12 protein-coding genes and 1 pseudogene are annotated in these 17237 nt (G+C 69.5%); 4 read left to right on the forward strand and 9 right to left on the reverse strand.

From position 1 onward, the window contains the following. Positions 1-949 precede the first annotated feature (949 nt). Positions 950-2032 (forward strand): annotated as a pseudogene (locus tag ACZ69M_RS38870) (right-handed parallel beta-helix repeat-containing protein); the annotation flags it as partial. 290 nt (positions 2033-2322) lie between these two features. On the opposite strand, the gene ACZ69M_RS38875 reads toward ACZ69M_RS38870, so the two are convergent. Beyond that, on the reverse strand, positions 2323-3351 hold the full coding sequence (locus tag ACZ69M_RS38875) for a sigma-70 family RNA polymerase sigma factor (protein WP_470057512.1): 1029 nt from the start codon (positions 3349-3351) through the stop codon (positions 2323-2325). A gap of 161 nt (positions 3352-3512) precedes the next feature. On the opposite strand from ACZ69M_RS38875, the gene ACZ69M_RS38880 reads away from it, so the two are divergent. Then, positions 3513-4106, forward strand: a complete 594-nt coding sequence (locus ACZ69M_RS38880) for a dihydrofolate reductase family protein (protein ID WP_470057514.1) — start codon at positions 3513-3515, stop codon at positions 4104-4106. A gap of 180 nt (positions 4107-4286) precedes the next feature. On the opposite strand, the gene ACZ69M_RS38885 is transcribed toward ACZ69M_RS38880, so the two are convergent. Next, positions 4287-4841: a hypothetical protein gene (locus ACZ69M_RS38885; RefSeq protein ID WP_470057722.1), complete on the reverse strand. Its 555-nt coding sequence runs from the start codon at positions 4839-4841 to the stop codon at positions 4287-4289. Here ACZ69M_RS38885 and ACZ69M_RS38890 point away from each other — a divergent pair. Continuing rightward, positions 4791-4904, forward strand: a complete 114-nt coding sequence (locus tag ACZ69M_RS38890; RefSeq protein ID WP_470057516.1) for a zinc ribbon domain-containing protein — start codon at positions 4791-4793, stop codon at positions 4902-4904. The genes ACZ69M_RS38885 and ACZ69M_RS38890 overlap by 51 nt on opposite strands. Before the next feature lie 310 nt (positions 4905-5214). Here the strand turns inward: ACZ69M_RS38890 and ACZ69M_RS38895 are convergent, their stop codons facing one another. The 3 genes from ACZ69M_RS38895 to pdxR form a co-directional block, all read right to left on the reverse strand. Next, on the reverse strand, positions 5215-6153 hold the full coding sequence (locus tag ACZ69M_RS38895) for a L,D-transpeptidase (RefSeq protein WP_470057710.1): 939 nt from the start codon (positions 6151-6153) through the stop codon (positions 5215-5217). Positions 6154-6746: 593 nt separating this feature from the next. Further along, positions 6747-6983 carry a hypothetical protein gene (locus ACZ69M_RS38900; protein WP_470057518.1) on the reverse strand — a complete coding sequence of 79 codons (237 nt, stop codon included), beginning with the start codon at positions 6981-6983 and terminating at the stop codon, positions 6747-6749. A gap of 99 nt (positions 6984-7082) precedes the next feature. After that, entirely contained in the window at positions 7083-8540 is a 1458-nt protein-coding gene (pdxR, locus tag ACZ69M_RS38905; RefSeq protein ID WP_470057519.1) for a MocR-like pyridoxine biosynthesis transcription factor PdxR, read from the reverse strand. Between the two features lie 46 nt (positions 8541-8586). Here pdxR and ACZ69M_RS38910 point away from each other — a divergent pair, with 46 nt between their 5' ends. After that, positions 8587-9528, forward strand: a complete 942-nt coding sequence (locus ACZ69M_RS38910; protein ID WP_470057521.1) for an aldo/keto reductase — start codon at positions 8587-8589, stop codon at positions 9526-9528. A 456-nt stretch (positions 9529-9984) separates the two neighbouring features. Here the strand turns inward: ACZ69M_RS38910 and ACZ69M_RS38915 are convergent, their stop codons facing one another. The 4 genes from ACZ69M_RS38915 to ACZ69M_RS38930 form a co-directional block, all read right to left on the reverse strand. After that, positions 9985-12156 carry a TerD family protein gene (locus ACZ69M_RS38915; protein WP_470057523.1) on the reverse strand — a complete coding sequence of 724 codons (2172 nt, stop codon included), beginning with the start codon at positions 12154-12156 and terminating at the stop codon, positions 9985-9987. A gap of 76 nt (positions 12157-12232) precedes the next feature. Further along, a complete protein-coding gene (locus ACZ69M_RS38920) occupies positions 12233-12670 on the reverse strand; it encodes an MmyB family transcriptional regulator (protein ID WP_470057525.1) in 438 nt (145 codons plus the stop codon). A gap of 235 nt (positions 12671-12905) precedes the next feature. Beyond that, the gene (locus ACZ69M_RS38925; RefSeq protein WP_470057526.1) at positions 12906-14108 is read right to left on the reverse strand and encodes a bifunctional class I SAM-dependent methyltransferase/NUDIX hydrolase; all 1203 of its coding nucleotides are present in this window, start codon (positions 14106-14108) and stop codon (positions 12906-12908) included. Positions 14109-14139: 31 nt separating this feature from the next. After that, the gene (locus ACZ69M_RS38930; RefSeq protein ID WP_470057528.1) at positions 14140-17220 is read right to left on the reverse strand and encodes a methyltransferase domain-containing protein; all 3081 of its coding nucleotides are present in this window, start codon (positions 17218-17220) and stop codon (positions 14140-14142) included. Positions 17221-17237 lie beyond the last annotated feature (17 nt).

Genomic DNA, 17237 nt, shown 5'->3' on the forward strand with positions numbered 1-17237 from the left:
TTCTGTCCTGGGCGGTGTGTGGCCGCCAACGCCTACGGGCCGTCGCCGCTTGGCCGCGGCTGACAACAACGACCTCGTCGTGCACGTCGGGCGTCAGGACTGTGTCCCCCACCCGCACCGCCGCGCTGCTGACCGACAGGGAGCGGGTACCGGGCCAGCCGTATGTGACCGGTGTCCTCGCGGGTGGCGGCGAGGCCGCGCTCGGCGATCAATTGGTCGACGCGGCAGTCGGGGACTGTGCTGACCGGACTACGGAGTCTGCGCGCCGGTGGTCGGCCTGCGCTCCGTGCGGCCGACCCCGGCCGGACCGGCCACGGCGTCAGCGCGAGACGGACTGCGGGGCGGCGGGGACAGGCGTGAACCGGTAGGCGCCCTCATGGGTGATCACGCGGCCGGCGGTGGGCGGCGCGAAGTGGGTGCCGAGGTCGCCTCCACTGTTTGCTGAACCGGCATCAGCCTGGGCGCCCTCCCCGGATGTTGACCCCGCGGCTTCCCAGGCTGCGCCCCTTGCGGGGCTTTCATCGCCGCTTCGTGGTGATCCCAGGCGCATGCTGATGGCGTGCTGGTGATCTGCCGCCGCGCACCGCCGGGCGTGGTCGTGGAGCCGCTCTCATTCCTTCAGGCCTGGGCTCCACCCGGACCCTGCGCGCCCGGCCAACCCATCCGGACACACCGCTGGTTGTTCGCAAGTATGAATAAGAATCACGTACTTATCTATTGACGCGTTCATAGCAAGCGCTTACGTTCCCCTTCGAGAATATCGGAAAGCGCTTTCCCTCGCACGGCAACCTCGCACGGCAACCTTGCACGGCAACCTTGCACGGCACCCCTGGTCACGGACGAACCTGGAGGCAGAACGATGCAAGTGAGACCCGTCATCGCATGTGTAAGCCTGCTGGCCGGCGCGCTCGTCGCGCTGTCCGGCACCCCGGCCCAGGCCGCGAGCACCACCCAGTACGTCTCGCCGAGCGGCACCGACAGCGCGGCCGGCACGCAGGCCGCCCCGACGACGCTCGCCACGGCGATCAGCCGCATCGCATCCGGCGGCACCATCTACCTGCGGGGCGGAACGTACAACTACTCCTCGACGATCACGATCCCGGCGGGCAACAACGGCACCTCGAGTGCCCGCACCACCCTGTCCGCCTACCCGGGCGAGACCCCAGTGCTGAACTTCTCGGCGCAGAGCGAGAGTTCGTCGAACCGCGGGCTCCAGCTCAACGCCAACTACTGGCGTCTGTACGGCATCACTGTCCAACGCGCCGGCGACAACGGCATCTACGTCGGCGGCAGCAACAACGTCATCGAGCGGACGGTGACCGCGTACAACCGCGACACGGGGCTGCAGTTGGGCCGGATCTCCTCCAGCACCCCCAGCAGCCAGTGGCCGTCGAACAACCTGATCGTGAGCTCGGAGTCGCACGACAACGCCGACTCCGACGGCGAGGACGCCGACGGCTTCGCCGCGAAGCTCACCACCGGAACCGGGAACGTCTTCCGTTACGACGTCTCCCACAACAACATCGACGACGGCTGGGACCTGTACACGAAGACCGACACCGGCGCGATCGGCCCGGTGACCATCGAGTACTCCCTGTCCTACAAGAACGGGACTCTGAGCGACGGCACCGTGAACGCCAACGGCGACCGCAACGGCTACAAACTCGGCGGCGACGACATCGCGGTCAACCACGTGGTCCAGCACGACATCGCCTACGGCAACGGTCACCACGGATTCACGTACAACAGCAACCCGGGCAAGATGACGATCTCGAACAACGCGAGCATCGACAACGCGCAGCGCAATTTCTCCTTCGACGCGGGCACTTCGGTCTTCCGGACCAACACCTCGTGCCGCTTCAGTGTCAGCGGCTCGAACGACAAGACCGTCGGAGACGCCGACAGCTCGAACCAGTTCTGGACCGGTACGAACGGCTCCCGCTGCTCCTCCTACAGCGGCGCCCTGGGCTGGTCCTTCGCTTCGGACGGGCACCTCGCCGTGACCTTCGGCGGCAAGGTCGTGACGCCGTAACCACGACCGAGGCGGGGGCCGGGCGCTCGCGTTCCGCAGATACGCGAACGACGTGTCCAGCCCCCGCTTCAGCACCCCTGCCGTTCTCGACTCAATCCCACCCAGACACGAGCGTTGTGGCGTGTGGCCTCCGGCTTCGCCCGTGTCCGCTTCCGGACGTCGTACCGCGACTTGCCTTCCATCCGGGCTTGCTCGGCGATCACAACGCGCCAAGTCTGCCGGCGAGTTGTGGGTGTGCTGTGCGGGGTGCTGTGCAGCGTGCTGTGCATCACCCGCCCCGTCTGCAAGATTTATCCCAGCTTCGGGAGATGAGGGAGCGATCGGGGTAGCCCGAACGATGGCAGCACGCTGTTTTCGAAGCGGGTCATGGCGCAGATCCGGTCGCCGGTGAGGGTGAGGACGTAGAGGCCGGTCCCGTGGCTGATGCCGTTGGGGGCGCGCAGATAGGCGCCGAACGCCGGCTGACCGTTGGCTCGTGTCGGGATGAGGTCGAACCTGCGATCTGCGCGGAAAATGCCGTCGCAGAAGCGGGCCACGACGTCTCGGCCCTGGTATTCGAAAGGCATCGGTGGCATCGACATGAAGACGTCGTCGGTGAGAAGGGCCACCAGTGCGTCCAGGTCGGCGGACTCCCATGCGCGGACGAACTTCGCCACGATCGCATCCTCGGAGGGTGAGTCGGAGGCGGGAGGCGGTTCCCGGTCGTCCGTCGTGGGACGTCGGTGTTGCAGGCCGGCGCGCGCCCGTTTGAGGGCGCTTTTGACCGACTCGATGCTTGAGTCCAGCATGTCGGCCACCTCGTCGGCGTGGAATCCGAGGACGTCGCGCAGGACGAGCACGGCGAGCTGGCGAGGCGGCAGGAGCTGGAGGGCGGTCATGAAGGCCAGGGAGATGGATTCGGTCTGCTCGTAGCGGGCCTCCGGGCCGAGCGGCGCCTCGATGGCACCCTCCAGGAGGGCGTTGGGAATGGGCTCGAGCCAGATGACTTCACCGAGCCGAGTGGGCTCCGGTGGTTCCACATTGGGCACGTCCCACTCCTTGGCCTGGCGTCGGCCGGCCGACCGGCGTGCGTTGAGGCACCGGTTGGTGGCGATCCGATACAGCCAGGTACGCAGCGAGGCGCGTCCCTCGAACCCCGAGAAGCCCTGCCAGGCGGCCAGCAGCGTGTCTTGCAGGACGTCCTCGGCGTCCTGGAACGATCCGAGCATCCGGTAGCAGTGCACGTGCAGCTCCCGGCGGTACGGCTCGGTCAGTAGCCGGAACGCCTCGCCGTCCCCGGCCCGCGCCCTGGGGATCAGGTCGGCTGCCGCTTCGCCCATTCTCGGGTCACCTCTTCCCGCATCTCGTCGCACTCCTTGTGTCGCACTCCTTGTATGGACACCGGCCGAGGGGCGAAGGGGGCGGTTGGCGGGCGCCCCTTTCTCGACTTCGCGGTGTCTATCTCAGTGGTAAGTGACCACACAGCACAGGGAGAAGCACCATGGGAAAGATCATCATCAGCGAGAACGTCTCGCTCGACGGTGTCGTCCAGGATCCGACCGGAGAGGAGGGCTTCAGCCTGGGTGGCTGGTACGTCCAGATGGGAGACAGCGACCGCGAACCGTGGGCGAAGCTCTTGCTCGCCGAGGCCCTGGGCGCCGAGGCCCTGCTGCTCGGTCGGCGGAGCGACGAGTGGTTCGCCACGCGGTGGCTGTCCCGTACCGGCGAGTGGGCGGACAAGTTGAACAGTCTGCCCAAGTACGTCGTGTCCTCCACCCTCCAAGAGCCCAAGTGGAGCGACTCGACGGCATTCAAGGGCAGGGTGCTCAAGGGGGACGTGGTGGACGAGGTCTCCAAGCTGAAGCAGGAGCTGGATGGCGACATCGTCGTATACGCCAGCACCCAGCTCGTGCGCACCCTGATGGAGCACGACCTCGTCGACGAACTGCGGCTCACCGTGTTCCCGGTCGTGCTCGGAGCCGGCGAGCGCCTCTTCGGCGAGACCAGCGACAAGAAGCCCATGCGCCTCGTCCACGCCCGGACCGTCGGCGACGGCCTCGCCTTCCTCACCTACCAGCCCGTCCGGGACGCCTAGTGCGCTGACCGGGAACCTTCACCGGGCTCGGGGACGCTCACCTGGCCCGGGAGGGGGGGGCGACCGCACGTCTCGGGCCTCCGATCCGCCGAAGTCTCGGACTCGCGATCGCCACAGCAACCCTCGCCGGACTCGGCCTCACCGGCGCCGCTACCGCGCAGGTCAGCACACCCCTCTGTTCTAGGACGCCGACAGCCACGCGCGGTAGCGGCGCAGCGCCCGTCGCTGCTGACGCTGCTCGGCGAGCAGGGCGTACGCGGGGAGGGTGTTGGGCCTGGGGCGGCTTCCGCGGGCGATGCGGCGCAGCTGGTGACGGACCTGCGCCATGCTCGCGGCGGAAGCGAGGGCCTTGTCGGACCAGGTCACCGGCCGCAGCTGCCCCTCCGCCTCGCGGCCGTGGCGCCAGCGGTCGGGCAGGTCCGGGGTGACGGCGAGGGCCGTGCCCATTCCGACGAGTGCCACGCCGCTGGCGAGGACCCGTTCGGCGGTATCGCGTCGGGTGATGCCGCCCGTGAGCATCAGCGGGAGAGGAGTGGTCTTGACCAAGTCCGTCGCCAGGTCCAGGAAGTACGCCTCACGGGCCTGGGTGCGTGCATCGGCGGGGCGGCCGGACATCGCGGGGCTCTCGTAACTGCCGCCGGACAGTTCATCGCGTACAAAGCCCGCAAGGCCGGGGTGGTAGTGGTGTACGTCGATCCGGCGTACACCTCCCGCACCTGCGCCGAGTGCGGACACATCGACCAGGCGAACCGGGTCTCCCAGGCCTGGTTCGCGTGCCGGAACTTGCGGATTCGTTGATCACGCGGACCGGCACAGCTCCCGCAACATCCGCGCCCGGGCACGGGAGTTGTGGCGACGCGGGGCCGAGTCAACGGCCCCCGCCCCACCACCGCGTCGGCGGGGCTGGACGCAAACGCAGCGCCACAGCCGGTGACGCCCGTTGTGCAAGCCCGTCGCTTCAGCGACGGGTAGTTGACAGCCCCACTCATCCAACCGCTGGTCGAGGTCAGCGCACAGGGCAGTTTCCAGCCAGCCCGAAGGGCGAGTACGACGGTGGGCCTCGCGGTCCAGGTCATCGACCGCTGACTGACGCCGCCGCCGCAGCGCGTCACAGCGTCGCGGTCGTCCCTTCCCCGGACGCGCTGCCCGCGAGCCATTGGTCCCAGCCCAGGTTGAAGTCGGCGTAGCCGTTGTCGGCCGGCGCCTTGGCGCGGGGCGAGCCGGTGATGGTGACGGGGTCGCCCTGCTTGACCTGGCCGTAGAACCACTTGGCGTCCGACATGGACAGATGGACGCAGCCGTGCGAGCCGCGGGCGCTGCCGCTGCCCGGGTTGGGGTCGCCGGTCGAGTAGTGCACGTACGTACCGGACTGGGTCAGGTGCACGTCCCACGGCAGCGTCAGGTCGTAGTAGTTGGGGCTGCCCTTTTCGCAGCTGATACCGACGCTGCAGGAGGTCATGTGGACCTTCTCCTGCTTGTCGATGACGGCCATCGTGCCGTTCCATGTCGGATACTGGGCGCTGCCCGCGTTGATCGAAAGGGTGCGCACCGCCTTGCCGTTCCGGGTCACCTTCATGGTGTGGCCGGTCACCGAGACGTCCGCGCGCACGTCGTCACCGATCGTGAAGGCGTGCGTGTAGTTGTGCACGCCGTAGCGCCCGTTGCCGTTGCTTACGCCGTTTATGTCAGCGTCGACCTTTACCTTTGTGCCGGAGGGCCAGTACGTCTTGGGCCGCCAGTCGGCGCGCTTGTCGCCCATCCAGTGCCAGGCACCGGCCACCGGTTGGGAGGCGCTCACCTTCATGTGCTTCTCGACCGTAGCCCGTGCTTTTGCGGCCACCGGGTTCGTGAAGATCACCGAAATCGGCATGGCGACGCCGACCGTGGTGCCCGTCTGCGGGGTGATCGTCTCCAGCAGCATCGGCGGGCCCGCGGGCTTGGTCGGTGACGGGGAGGCGCTCGCACTCGGCTTTCCCGACGCCTTCGCGTCGTCCCCGCTCGCCTTGTCACTGCCGCCCCCGCCGCAGGCACTTGCGCCCACCAGCATCGCACCCGTGACGAATGCGATCCCTATGCCGCCCTTGCGCCGTCCCACGATCTGCCCCGCTCTCTCGCTCTTCGGCCCTGACGGGCCCGACTCCCTGTCAGACAACGACGAGGTGGGCCGCAGTTGCGTGCGTCGCGTAAAGCGTGTCTCAAGATTCAGTGCGCACCGGCGGATCGGGGAGGAAGAGGGCCCGACATCCTGCCGGCCGACTTCGCTCGATCACGGCCGTCGGGTCCGCGCAGGAACCCGTGCGTACCCCAGTGCCGACGTGGAAGGTGAAGTCGGTCCCGCGCCACGGGCCGCAGCGGCCGACCCGGCTCTGCGGCCGGTCGACGGCCACGTCCCGGAGCCGACGTTGCGGACGGCGACGAGTTCACCACGATTGCCCCTTCCGCTACGCCTCCGAAGGCACAAGAAAGCACCCCGCTACTTGAGACGGGAGGGCTCCACGAGTGTCCTCAGCTACCTGTCCGGGTGACGTCCCGGCACGATTCCGTCCTGGCGGGTCGTGTCAGCCGACGAGGTTGGCCAGATATGGGCGATCGCGGTCTGGACAGCGAACACCGCCGAGCCGGCCGACCGGCGTTCGGCAGTCAGCCGTGAGGCGTCTCGGATCGGTCGGTGGCCGGGGCGAGGGGGTCGGGACCTGGTTCTGTCAGGATGTTCTCGAAGTAGCCGGGGCCGGTGCTGGGGAGGGCCTTGAGTGCGGCGGTGTAGCGCAGGGTCTCGGTCTCCCAGGCGTGGTAGCCGCTGGTCCATGCGGTCATGATGTCGACGCAGGTCTCTACGGCCGTCCGCTGGGGGGCGGGGAGTGCCAGGTGGGTGCACATGGCCGGGATCTCGCGGGCGAGTTGCTGGAACCGGGTGCAGCACCGGCGGACTCTTCCTACAGGACCTGGTACAGCGCGATGCCCGGCATGAACTCCGCGTCAGCGATCGTCATGACTGAGCTGTGCTGTACGCGTTGATGGCGAGGCCGTCGGTGAACTCAGCGCTTCGCGCAGGAGCGCGACGGCCGGTGGGATCTCCGTGTCGCTGATGTTGCCGTACCCGAGGACGAGCGCGGGTTCCGCCGGCTGATGCGCGCGATAGTCGTCGAGGTCCGCCAGCCGTAGCCCGGCGGCGGCCGCCGCCCGGACCGTCCCGCGGGTGTCGGTGCCGTCCGGCAGGTGGAGCAGGATGTGCAGCCCGGCGGCGGTGCCGGCGACCCGGCCCGCCGGTACCTGGGCGCCGAGCGTCCGGACCAGCAGGTCGCGGCGGGATCGGAACCGCCGCCGCGCCGCGCGCAGGTGGGCGTCGTACCACCCCCGCTCGATGAAGGTGGCGAGCGCGAGTTGGTCCAGCACCGGTGGCGCGGCGGCGACGAGGTTCGCTGCCCGGAGCACCGGGGCCATCGCGACAGGCGCGACCAGCCAGCCGAGGCCGAGGGCCGGCGACAGCGTCTTGCTGACCGAACCGAGGAGGAAGACTCGGCTCGGATCCATCCCCTGCATGACGGCGACGGGGTGATGGTCGTAGCGGAACTCGGCGTCGTAGTCGTCTTCGATGACGAAACCGTCCACCTCGCGGGCCCAGCGCACCAGACGTGCCCGGCGTGCCGCGGACAGCACCGTGCCGGTGGGAAACTGGTGTGCCGCACCGACGACGACGGCGCGGGCCGGCGTACGCGCGAGGTCGTCGACGCGCAGGCCGTCGTGGTCCACGGGCACCGCGTGCACGCGTAGACCGGCGCTCGTCGCGGCATCCCGTAGCCGCCCCCAGCCCGGGTGTTCCACGGCCAGGTCGGCAATCCCCGCGGCGCGCAGCGCCCGGCACGTGCGTACCAGACCGTCGGTGACGCCCGCGCACACGGACACGGACACGGCGTGCGCGACCGCGCCGCGCGAGCGGCGCAGGTAGTGCGCGACGGTGGTACGCAGCACCGCGTGTCCAGCGGGGTCGGGCAGGCCGAGGTCATAGTGGACGGCCGAGCCCGTGACCGCCCGGACGGCGTCGGCCCAGCGGCGGCGGGGAAACGCCCGCAGGTCGGGCAGCCCGGGCGCGAGGTCGTACCGGATCGGTGGCCGTGCCGGTGCGCGCCGCGCGCGAGGCCGCGGCGGCGCGGAGTCCGGCGACCACGAGACACGCGTGGCGGAACCCACCCGGGCGGAGAGGTAACCCTCCGCGATGAGCTGCCCGTACGCCTCCGTCACGACCCAACGGGAGCAGCCGAGTTCCTCGGCGAGCGCTCGGCTCGGTGGCACGGCGGCACCCTCCGCCAGCCGGCCGTCCCGGATCGCGGTGCGCAGCGCGTGAGCCAGGCGATCGTGCAGGCGGCGCCGCCCGCCATCCGGAGGACCGACATCCAGCAGCGTCGCCCACGCGAGATTGGTCTGGAAAACAGCCACGAGATTGGAGCGTACCGCCGATCCGAATCCGCCTAGCGTGAGGGACATGACTGAAAACCTGGCTCTTGGGGCCATGCTGTTCGGCACGGCCCAGGACGAGCGCCGATCGTTCGAGCTCCTGGACCGTTTCGTGGACGCCGGTGGCGTCTGGATCGACACCGCCAACTGCTACGCGTTCTGGGACGATCCGACCGGTTTCGGCGGGCAGAGTGAGACGTTGCTCGGGCGCTGGCTGGCAAGCCGTCCGGGCGTCCGTGACCGCGTCAGGATCAGCACCAAGGTGGGCTGCGAGCCGACCATGGCCGGACGATTCCCGGAGACGGCCGAGGGCCTTTCGGCAGGGGCCGTCAAGAGCGGGATCGAGGGCAGTCTCCGACGACTGGGTACGGACCACGTCGAGCTGTACTGGGCCCACAAACCCGATCCGGTCACACCGCTGGAAGAGACCGTCGCCGCCTTCGACGAGCTCGTGTCCGCGGGTACGGTCGGCCGCTTCGGCTGCTCCAACTACCCCGTCTGGCAGATCGAGCGGGCGCGGCAGATCGCGCGGGCCCACGGCAGCGCCGGCTTCACCGCGATGCAGCAACACCACACGTACCTGCAACCGCGCCCCGCGACCAGGCCCACCGTGGTGCACCGGTTCGGTGCGGTCACCGACGAGGTGCTCCACTACCTGGAACACCACCCGGACATGGCTCTGTGGGCGTACACGCCGCTGCTGAGCGGCGGCTACACCCGCGCGGACAAGCCCCTGCCCGCGGAGTACGACCACCCCGGCACCGCCCGCCGTCTTGCGGTGCTCGACACGATCGCCGCCGAGACCGGCACGAACCGCAACCGGGTGGTGTTGGCGTGGCTGACCGGAGGCAACCCGGCTGCCACGCCGATCGTCGGCGTCAGCACGGTCGAGCAGCTGGACGAGGCGGTCGCGGGGGTGTCACTGGAGTTGACGGCCGATCAGCGCGAACGCCTGGACTCCGCGGGGTGACCCGCGAGACGAGTTGATGCGAGTAGGCACCGAGGGCCGGGCGGCTTTCGGTGCTGTCATTCGGTGCTGTCAGGAGAGCGACGATGGTGACGGGCTGCTGGCAGCGGGGGCACGGGCTCCGTCGAGCCGCCCGCCCGGCCGCACAGCGGCCACTGCCCGGAGTGACGTCAAGGACGAGGAAAGCGAAGGGACTCATACATTTAAGCCGCTTTCACGGCGGAGGAGAAGGAAGCCCTTTCATGGCCTCGTCTCAGGCAACGCTATCAGTCGGCTCGGGACCAAGTCATGTGTGTTTTCAGGGGTGATTGACCTTCGGCGCACACACGAAAACTGGGAGGCGCCGCGCGGGCGCCTCCCAGTCGAAGCCGAGGGCGAGGAAAGCGAAAGAACTTGTTTTCGGTAAAGGAAATTGAGAAGGAAGCCCCTTCATGGCCTCGCCGCGGGCAACGCTAGCACTCAGACCGGGATCAAGTCGCGTAGATTTTCGAGGGTGATGACTCGGGAGTCCGGGTGCAGCCCCTCCGGACGTTCGAGACCGATGTACATCACGGGCTCGTCCGGGACCCGCTCGCCGTCCCACAGGTCCACGGCCGTGCTGTCGCCGGACATCAGGCCGATCAGGTACCGCACCGTCAGATGCTCGCGCTCTACGATGGCGCGCACCACCTTGGACACTGACGCCTGGTTCTCCTCGACCCGGTTGGCCGACGAGATGCCCTTCAGATACAGGTGCAGCCACTTCGCGCGCCAGCGGCCGTCGTCCTCGCGCCGGAACGCCAACGGCAGCGCCACCCGGCCCACCCCGCGAAGCTCCGACTTCATCCGCACCGTGCGCGGCTCGAACGGACGGCCCTTCTGCTCGCCGTCGCGCAGCATGAAACCGAAGAACGACTCTTCGACCTCCTCGAAGCTCTCGCCGGAATAGATGTTGACCTGCGGAACGATGAATGTGCTGCGCACCCGGTCCAGGGACAGGTTGATGAATTCCGAGGCCCCGTCGGGCGCCTCGGTGACATCGCCCGAGTGCTCGCCCCCGACCGCCTGGAGGGAGGTGTAGGAGAGCCAGGAGTCGGTGCTGTAGTCGGTGTGGAGAAGCAGCGCCGAGAGGTCGTAGTCGGTCCGATTCTCGGTCTCCTTCCAGTACACGAAGAAGCGCAGCTGTTCGCCGTCGACCGCTGAGACCGAGCCCCGCGGCAGTACGCCGAGTCCGGCCGCGGTCGCCCTGCCGCTGAGCGGGAGCGCCACGTCGAGGACGTCCGGGTCGAGCAGCAGTCGGCCCGGAGCAGGGAGCCTGCGGCGCAGCTCGGCGTCGAGGGCGGCGATCAGACGATCGCGGTCGGCGGCCGGGACGGTCGGCCGGTAGTCGGGGGTCACCCAGGCGCGGCCCCTGCGGTTGACGAAGATGCGGGGTCCGTCGGTCTCCCGCTCCCGGTTGTGGAAGTGCTCGCGGACCGAGAGCACGACCCGGCCGGAGACCTCGGGGGCGACCCGTACCGCGGCGGCCACCACCGCGTCCCGCTCCTCCTGGTCGGCGGCGATGCGCAGCAGGAGGTCCAAGGCGCGGAAGAGCTTGCCGGGAGCGGACGTCAGCAGCTGCAGCGCACCGAGGACGTCGAGCTCGTCGAGCAGCTTCTCGACACGGCTGTCGAAGGACCGCGCCTCCTTCTCGCCCCGCGCTACGGCGAACACGTCGGCGGCGTGCGGCCAGCGCGGGTACTCGTGCGGGTGAAGACGCTCACCGAGCCGCTTGAAGCGCTCCCGGTGCGCGTGCACATCCGCCAGCTTGGCGGGGTTCGCCGCGACCACGGCGTCGAGGCCCGCCAGCAGCGCACGGCGGGTCGGCCGCGAGAGGGCCCGAAACCGGGTCGGCTCCTGCAGCGTCGCGTCGCCGCCCGACAGTGCGCAGGCCAGCCGCAGCACATCGATGACGGTGTCCAGAAGGAGGTCCGCGCCGACAGCGAGACGGGCCTCGTTGACGACCGCCCGGTTCTCCCGGACAGGGATCGACTCCGGCTGGGGGCCGAGCGCGCACCGCTCGGCGAGGGTCTTGAGATCGCGCAGGTGGTCCTCGCCCAGTGGCGTCCTGCTGCCCGCCAAGGCCAGGTACAGGTCAGTGAGTTCGTCGTCCAGATCCCGCCCGAGGTGCAGCACGGTCACCCGGTCGCCCGCAGAGGCGATCAGCTCGTCCTGCGCCGCGAGCATCTCCTCGTAGGTGTGCTGGTAGCGGCCGTACGTGGGGAGGCTGAGCAGGTCCAGCACCCCGTGTGCCAACTGCGTCAGCACGTTCTCGCGCGACTTGTCGTCTCCGAGCGCCTTCGTCACACACCGCATCCAGAACTCTTCGGTGTCCGGCACGTTCGCTGGGAAGTCGATGAAGTACGAGTTGTGCCGGACGTGGTCGCCCACCATCTCGCCCACGGTGCGCAGCGTCCGCTTGGCGGTGTGCACGACCGCGGCCTCGGACAGCCCCGACAACCGCTCCAGCAGCTCCGCCGAGAGTTTGAAGCCCACGGATGTCAGCGCCGCGTCGAACTGCCGTGCGGCGGTGGCTCCTTCCCCGGCGGAGCCCTTGGGGGAGGCAACGCGGTGGGTGTGCCGGATGACCAGCGATTCGAGACTCTGCTCCATTGGGGGATGATCGCAGAGGTGTGCGAGCCGGCGCACAGGAGTTTTCTTGCACGCGTCTCCGACGCCGCAGGTGGCGTTACGGGGTGTCGGCGGCGAATCGGTCGGTGCCCAGCACGGTGAGCAGGGCGAGTTGTTCGTGGCTTTCCGTGCCCGGGGTGGCGGTGAATATGAGCAGCGACTGGCCCTGGTCCGGCTCCAGGAGGAGTTGGCAGTAGAGGTCCAGGTGTCCGACCTGGGGATGGACGAACCGCTTGGTTTCGCTCCACCGCAGGCCCACCTCGTGGCGCTCCCGCAACCGGGCGAACTCGTCGCTGGTACGCAGCAGGACGTCCGTCAGGTCCGCTGCGGGAGAGCCGGGCCCGTCCCGGGTGACCGCCGCGCGCAGCAACGCGGCATTGGTCCGGCCGTTGTCGTCATGCTGCTCGGGGTGCAATGCGCCGGCCGGTTTGGCGTCGGTCTCCAGGAGCCGGTGCGCCGGCACGAGGTGCGGGATGTACGACAGGCTGGCCGCCATGCCCATGACGTGGCAGGAGCCCCCTCACGAACGCCGCCACCCACAGTTGTGTCAGGGTCAATCTGCCGTAGGAGGCAGCCAGCAGGACCGAGCCCACGCTGCCGTGCAGGCTCATGACCGCGACGAGGGGGATGGCGACCGAGCTGAGCGAGGAGCCCCAGGACATCGCCGGCCTGGCCCGTCCAGGAGAGGCGGAAGCCGCGGTGGCGCCGCAGACTCGAGTCTGCCCTGGATGTCATGCCAGGCCGTCCACCGTCATCGCGCGCGGTGTGCCGTAGGCGAAGGGCGTGAAGTGCGCGGGGGTGTGGTCGATGGGGAGATCGGGACGCCAGGCCGTGAGGATTTGTGCGCTGCACACGAACAGGTCGTCGGGAAGATGATCGAGGGGATGCCAGGCCCAGTCGCCCACGCTCTCGTTCGGCTGCGTGGCCGGCTGTCCCCGCCAGGCGTGAACGAGGGCGCCCACTGTGACCCGTAGGACATCTTCGACGCGGTCGACGAGCGTTCCCAGGAGCGTGACGTCGCCAGGGTGGGCGATCAGACCGGTCTCCTCGCGGAGTTCGCGGACCACCGCTGCTTCGAAGGACTCGCCGGGCTCGACGGTTCCCCCGGGCAGTTCGATGGTGCCGTGCCGATGGCGGCCCAGAAGCAGCCCCTGCTCGCTGAGGAGGATCGTGCCGACACCGACGGCCGCGTGCGGCACGGGTGGCTTGGTGGTGCGGGGGCGGCTGGAAACTCTTGCAGGCCGGTCGGGCAGGCGGCGGGCCCGGATGAGCTGCTGGACAACCGGGGCGCTCTCATCGGGGTGGTGCAACAGGTCGATGGCCTCGACGCGAAAGCCGTATTCGGTGAGAAGGTCCTCCCACAACTGCGGCGCTAGGACCCACATCTGGGTGGGCAGGGGCGGATCGTCACGCAGCAAGATCATCTGTTCGCGCGGTGCCACCTCCGTGGACGGGCCGCGGCCGTGCAGGTCGGTGTGCAGGAGTGAGAGGATCAGCGGCGCGTCGGGGCGCAGGCCGTCGCGCAGGGCGGGCAGCGCACGGTGTGGGTCGATGAACGCCAAGGTGCCGATGGCGTACGCGGCGTCGAACGGCTCGGCCTCGGCGAGGTAGTCGGCCACATCTCCGTGCGCGAATTCCACACCCGGAACCTTCCCGTGAGTGGAGGCGGCGCGTTCGTGCTGGGTCGGCGACAGCTCGATCCCGGTGACGCGCGCGCCGTAGGCCTGCGCGAGATGCACGGCGTGGTGGCCGGCCCCGGAGCCGATGTCCAGGACACGCCGGCCGGTGATGTCGCCGAGGACTTCAGCACCCGGTCCGACCCTCTCCCAGGGCGTCCAGGCCAGGTGGTCGGGGAGGGGCGGCATGTAGGCGCGGGCCAGCTGGCGCCTCCCGTAGACGGTCCAGGCGTGGGTGTTGATGTCTTCGGCGGGCACGTCTTCTCCTCGGTGGGCGGCGCGATGTGGATCAGGAGTGCGTGATGAGATAGGTGGGGCCTTCGCCTTGCCGGGCTCGTTCGATGGCGTGAAGACGGGCGAAGGCCCAGGACGCCATCAGCTCTTGCCAGTTGACGAGATCGTGGACGGCCCACATGTCGTGCTCCGCGGGATCAAGGCGAATCCGACGGAGCTGTGCGGCGGTGAGGCGCCCTCCGTCGAAGATGAAGCCGACCTTGTTCAGAGGCATCCCGGGCCCGGCGTGAAGGAAGTGCGTCAGGAGCAGTCCCGGTGTCTCCAGGCCGAGTTCGAGGCCGGTCTCCTCGAGGGCTTGGCGGCGGGCGGTCTGGAGCGGGTCTTCCCCCTGTGTGTCGAGGATGCCGCCCGGCAACTGCCAGCGCCTGGATCCGTGGACCGAGCGCAGCTGTACCGGCCGGTCGTCCTCGTCGCGGACGTACAGGCAGCCGTACACCGCGTGATGGGGGACAGGCTGTGCGTCCTGCGACGGCCTCATCGACAGAGAACGGCCGCGCAGCGCGGGGCGGTGGTCGAACTCGAAGGCCAGGGGACCGAGTGCCTCTTTGTCCGGCGGGTAGATGCTGCGGAGGCTGACGAGCAGTTCCTCGCGCGGGGCGTCCGCGTCGATGCGTGAGGGGTCCTCCGCGTTGAGCAGGTCCTCGAACGACGCGTACGGGGTGACCCGCTTCACGACGATGTCGAGTTCCCGGTGGCTGTCCCGGTCGTGGAAGACGATGGTGTCCCCGACTTCGACGGCCGCCTTCTCAAGGGTGGCGACGCGGACCTCGATCGTCTTTCGCCCTGACTCCACCTGCTCGTAGGAGTGCCCCAAGAGAGGGAAGTGATGCTGCCGCCGGGAGGCAAGTTCCGAGCTCTGGGGGCTGGACGGCGTGCGCTGCTCTCCGACGTGCGGTGCGGGCTCGTCCTGGCGCGGACCACGCAGGATCAGGAAGACCAGACCGTCGGCGTCGTGCCGCTCGGCAGCCGCCCACCGGTTCTGCAGGTTGACGAGTTCGTCCTCGCCGAGGGCGATACCGCGGCGTTCGGTCGGGGTGTCGGCGGCGAGCGGTGTGATGAGCACGAGGGCGCCGCCCGGCCGCAGTCGGTGGCTCAGCGCGTCCAGGGTGCGGTCGCGGGAGCTGAGGAACGGAGCGACGAATCGCAGGGTGATCAGGTCGTAGCCGTCGGCGTGTAATGGTGCCCCGTCGTTCTCCTCGACGTCCAGACGAAGCCAGCGAGCCGCGTCACCGTACCGGGTGCCGGCTTCGGCGAGGGCGGTCTCTGACCAGTCGATGGCGTCCACGGTGTAGCCGGTCGAGGACAGGTGAGCGGCGAGCTCGCCGGTCCCGCACCCGACATCCAGGGCCCTTCCCCCGGCAGCAGGCGGCAGACGCGTGGCGAGCAGCGAGCGTTCGACGTCGGTGAGTGAGCGGTAGCGGCGGCCATCGGCGTAACCGCGGTCCCATTCGTTCTGCGTGGTGAACATGTACGGAAGCACGCCCTTCTCGGTAGCGGGGCTGAAGACGGCAGCACAGCTGGTACGGCCCTCGGCCGTTGCGGTGGCGCCGGTGCGTCCAGCGGCCACCAGCACCATTCGGTGCAGCACTCCGGTTCGCGTACGAGGGGCTCTCCCCTCAGCGGGAGGGAGTGGAGATGAACTGGACGCGTGTGATCGTGCTGCTGGTGAGCCTGATCTCTTCGTAGAGTGCCCCGGCGATGGCCTCGTCGCAGGTGTCGCCCTTCTCGGTGGCGCCGCCGAGCAGGGCTCACTGTCCCGGGCGCCAGAGCGGCTTGTTCGCCGAGCGCAGGTGGAGCAGGTAGCGGCTCTCGTCGCCCGTGGCAGGGCCGCCGTGCCTGGAACGATCGGCCAGTCGATCGCGCTGCGGGTGTGCATCTCGACGAACACGTGCGGGGCGCCGGTCGTGGCTGTGGGACCGCCGTTGGCCACGGGGCGGATGGTGATCCGCGGGCGGAGGGCGGCGTGGTGGTTGCGCTGCCGGTGCCGGACCTGTTCGGCCATCACCTGGGAGGCCAGATGGCCGCGGGGACCGTAGCCGTGGACGACCAGCTCGTGCACGCCGTCGCCGTCGGCGATGCGCTCGGTGGCCAGCCATGCGAGGGAGGGGCCGCGCACGATCGCGGCGCCGGGCCAGTGCCGGGGCGGCGGATTCAGCACTCCGTTGCCGCCGTCGCGGTCGAGCGAGAGGCGGCAGAAGCCGGGCAGGGCGCCGGCCAGGTGGAGGGCGAGGGCGTCGAAGGGTTCCTGACTGCCTACGGAGACGTGGGTGTGTGCCGCGAGCGGTTGGCGGGTGAGGGAGAGGGCGAGCTGGTCGACGGGCAGCGGGGTGCCGACCTCCCAGGGGAGGTGGACGCCGGTGCCCGGGACGGTACGGCGGTTCGCGTCCCGGGCACCGGCGCCCTCCATGGCCACGAAGCCGCACACGATGAGCGGCTCGTCGCTGTGCAGGGCCCCGTCGCGCCTGGTGAGGCTGATGGCCCACGTGCACTCGTGCAGGCGTAGCGGAGCGACGAGGCGTCCGCCGTCGGCGAGGGCGTGGATCCAGGGAAGGCCCCGGGTGGCGACGGTGACCATGATGGCGTCGCAGCCACCGGCAGAGATGACGTCGTCGGGCAGGTGTTCGGCGTCGGCGGTGACCACGCGGACGCGGTCGTATCCGGTCCGGTCCGGGTGGCGGGTGGCGCGGTCGGTGACGCCCGGGTCGATGTCGAGGGAGGTAACGCTGCCCGTGGGGCCGACGAGTTCGGCGATGAGGGCGGCGTTGTAACCGCCGGAGCCGATCTCCATCACCCGATGGCCGGGCTGGATACGGGCTGCTGCGAGGAGGTCGGTCTGCAGCCAGGGTGCGGAGATGGAGCTGGTGATGCGGCCGTCGTCGCTGTGTCGGGCGGCGACGACGTCGTTGGAGTACGCCTTCTGGGCCGGTACTTCGGGGGCGAAGGCGTGCCGGGGCACGGTGCTCAGGGCGTTGTCGTCCGCGGGGATGCGGATGTGGCCGGCGCCGGTGAGCTGGTCGATCAGCTGGTGGCGCAGGTCGCTCGTCTCGTCGAGTTCGGTGGCGGGAGGTGTCGTCACGGCGGCCGTTTCGGTGC

Source organism: Streptomyces sp. NPDC107454 (assembly GCF_055582885.1).

Coding starts and splice junctions, on each gene's coding strand:
- ACZ69M_RS38915 (WP_470057523.1), bottom strand. CDS start 12,156: ATGGAGCAGAGTCTCGAATCGCTGGTCATCCGGCACACCCACCGCGTT.
- ACZ69M_RS38920 (WP_470057525.1), bottom strand. CDS start 12,670: ATGGCGGCCAGCCTGTCGTACATCCCGCACCTCGTGCCGGCGCACCGG.
- ACZ69M_RS38900 (WP_470057518.1), bottom strand. CDS start 6,983: ATGTGCACCCACCTGGCACTCCCCGCCCCCCAGCGGACGGCCGTAGAG.
- ACZ69M_RS38910 (WP_470057521.1), top strand. CDS start 8,587: ATGACTGAAAACCTGGCTCTTGGGGCCATGCTGTTCGGCACGGCCCAG.
- ACZ69M_RS38875 (WP_470057512.1), bottom strand. CDS start 3,351: ATGGGCGAAGCGGCAGCCGACCTGATCCCCAGGGCGCGGGCCGGGGAC.
- ACZ69M_RS38880 (WP_470057514.1), top strand. CDS start 3,513: ATGGGAAAGATCATCATCAGCGAGAACGTCTCGCTCGACGGTGTCGTC.
- ACZ69M_RS38895 (WP_470057710.1), bottom strand. CDS start 6,153: ATGCTGGTGGGCGCAAGTGCCTGCGGCGGGGGCGGCAGTGACAAGGCG.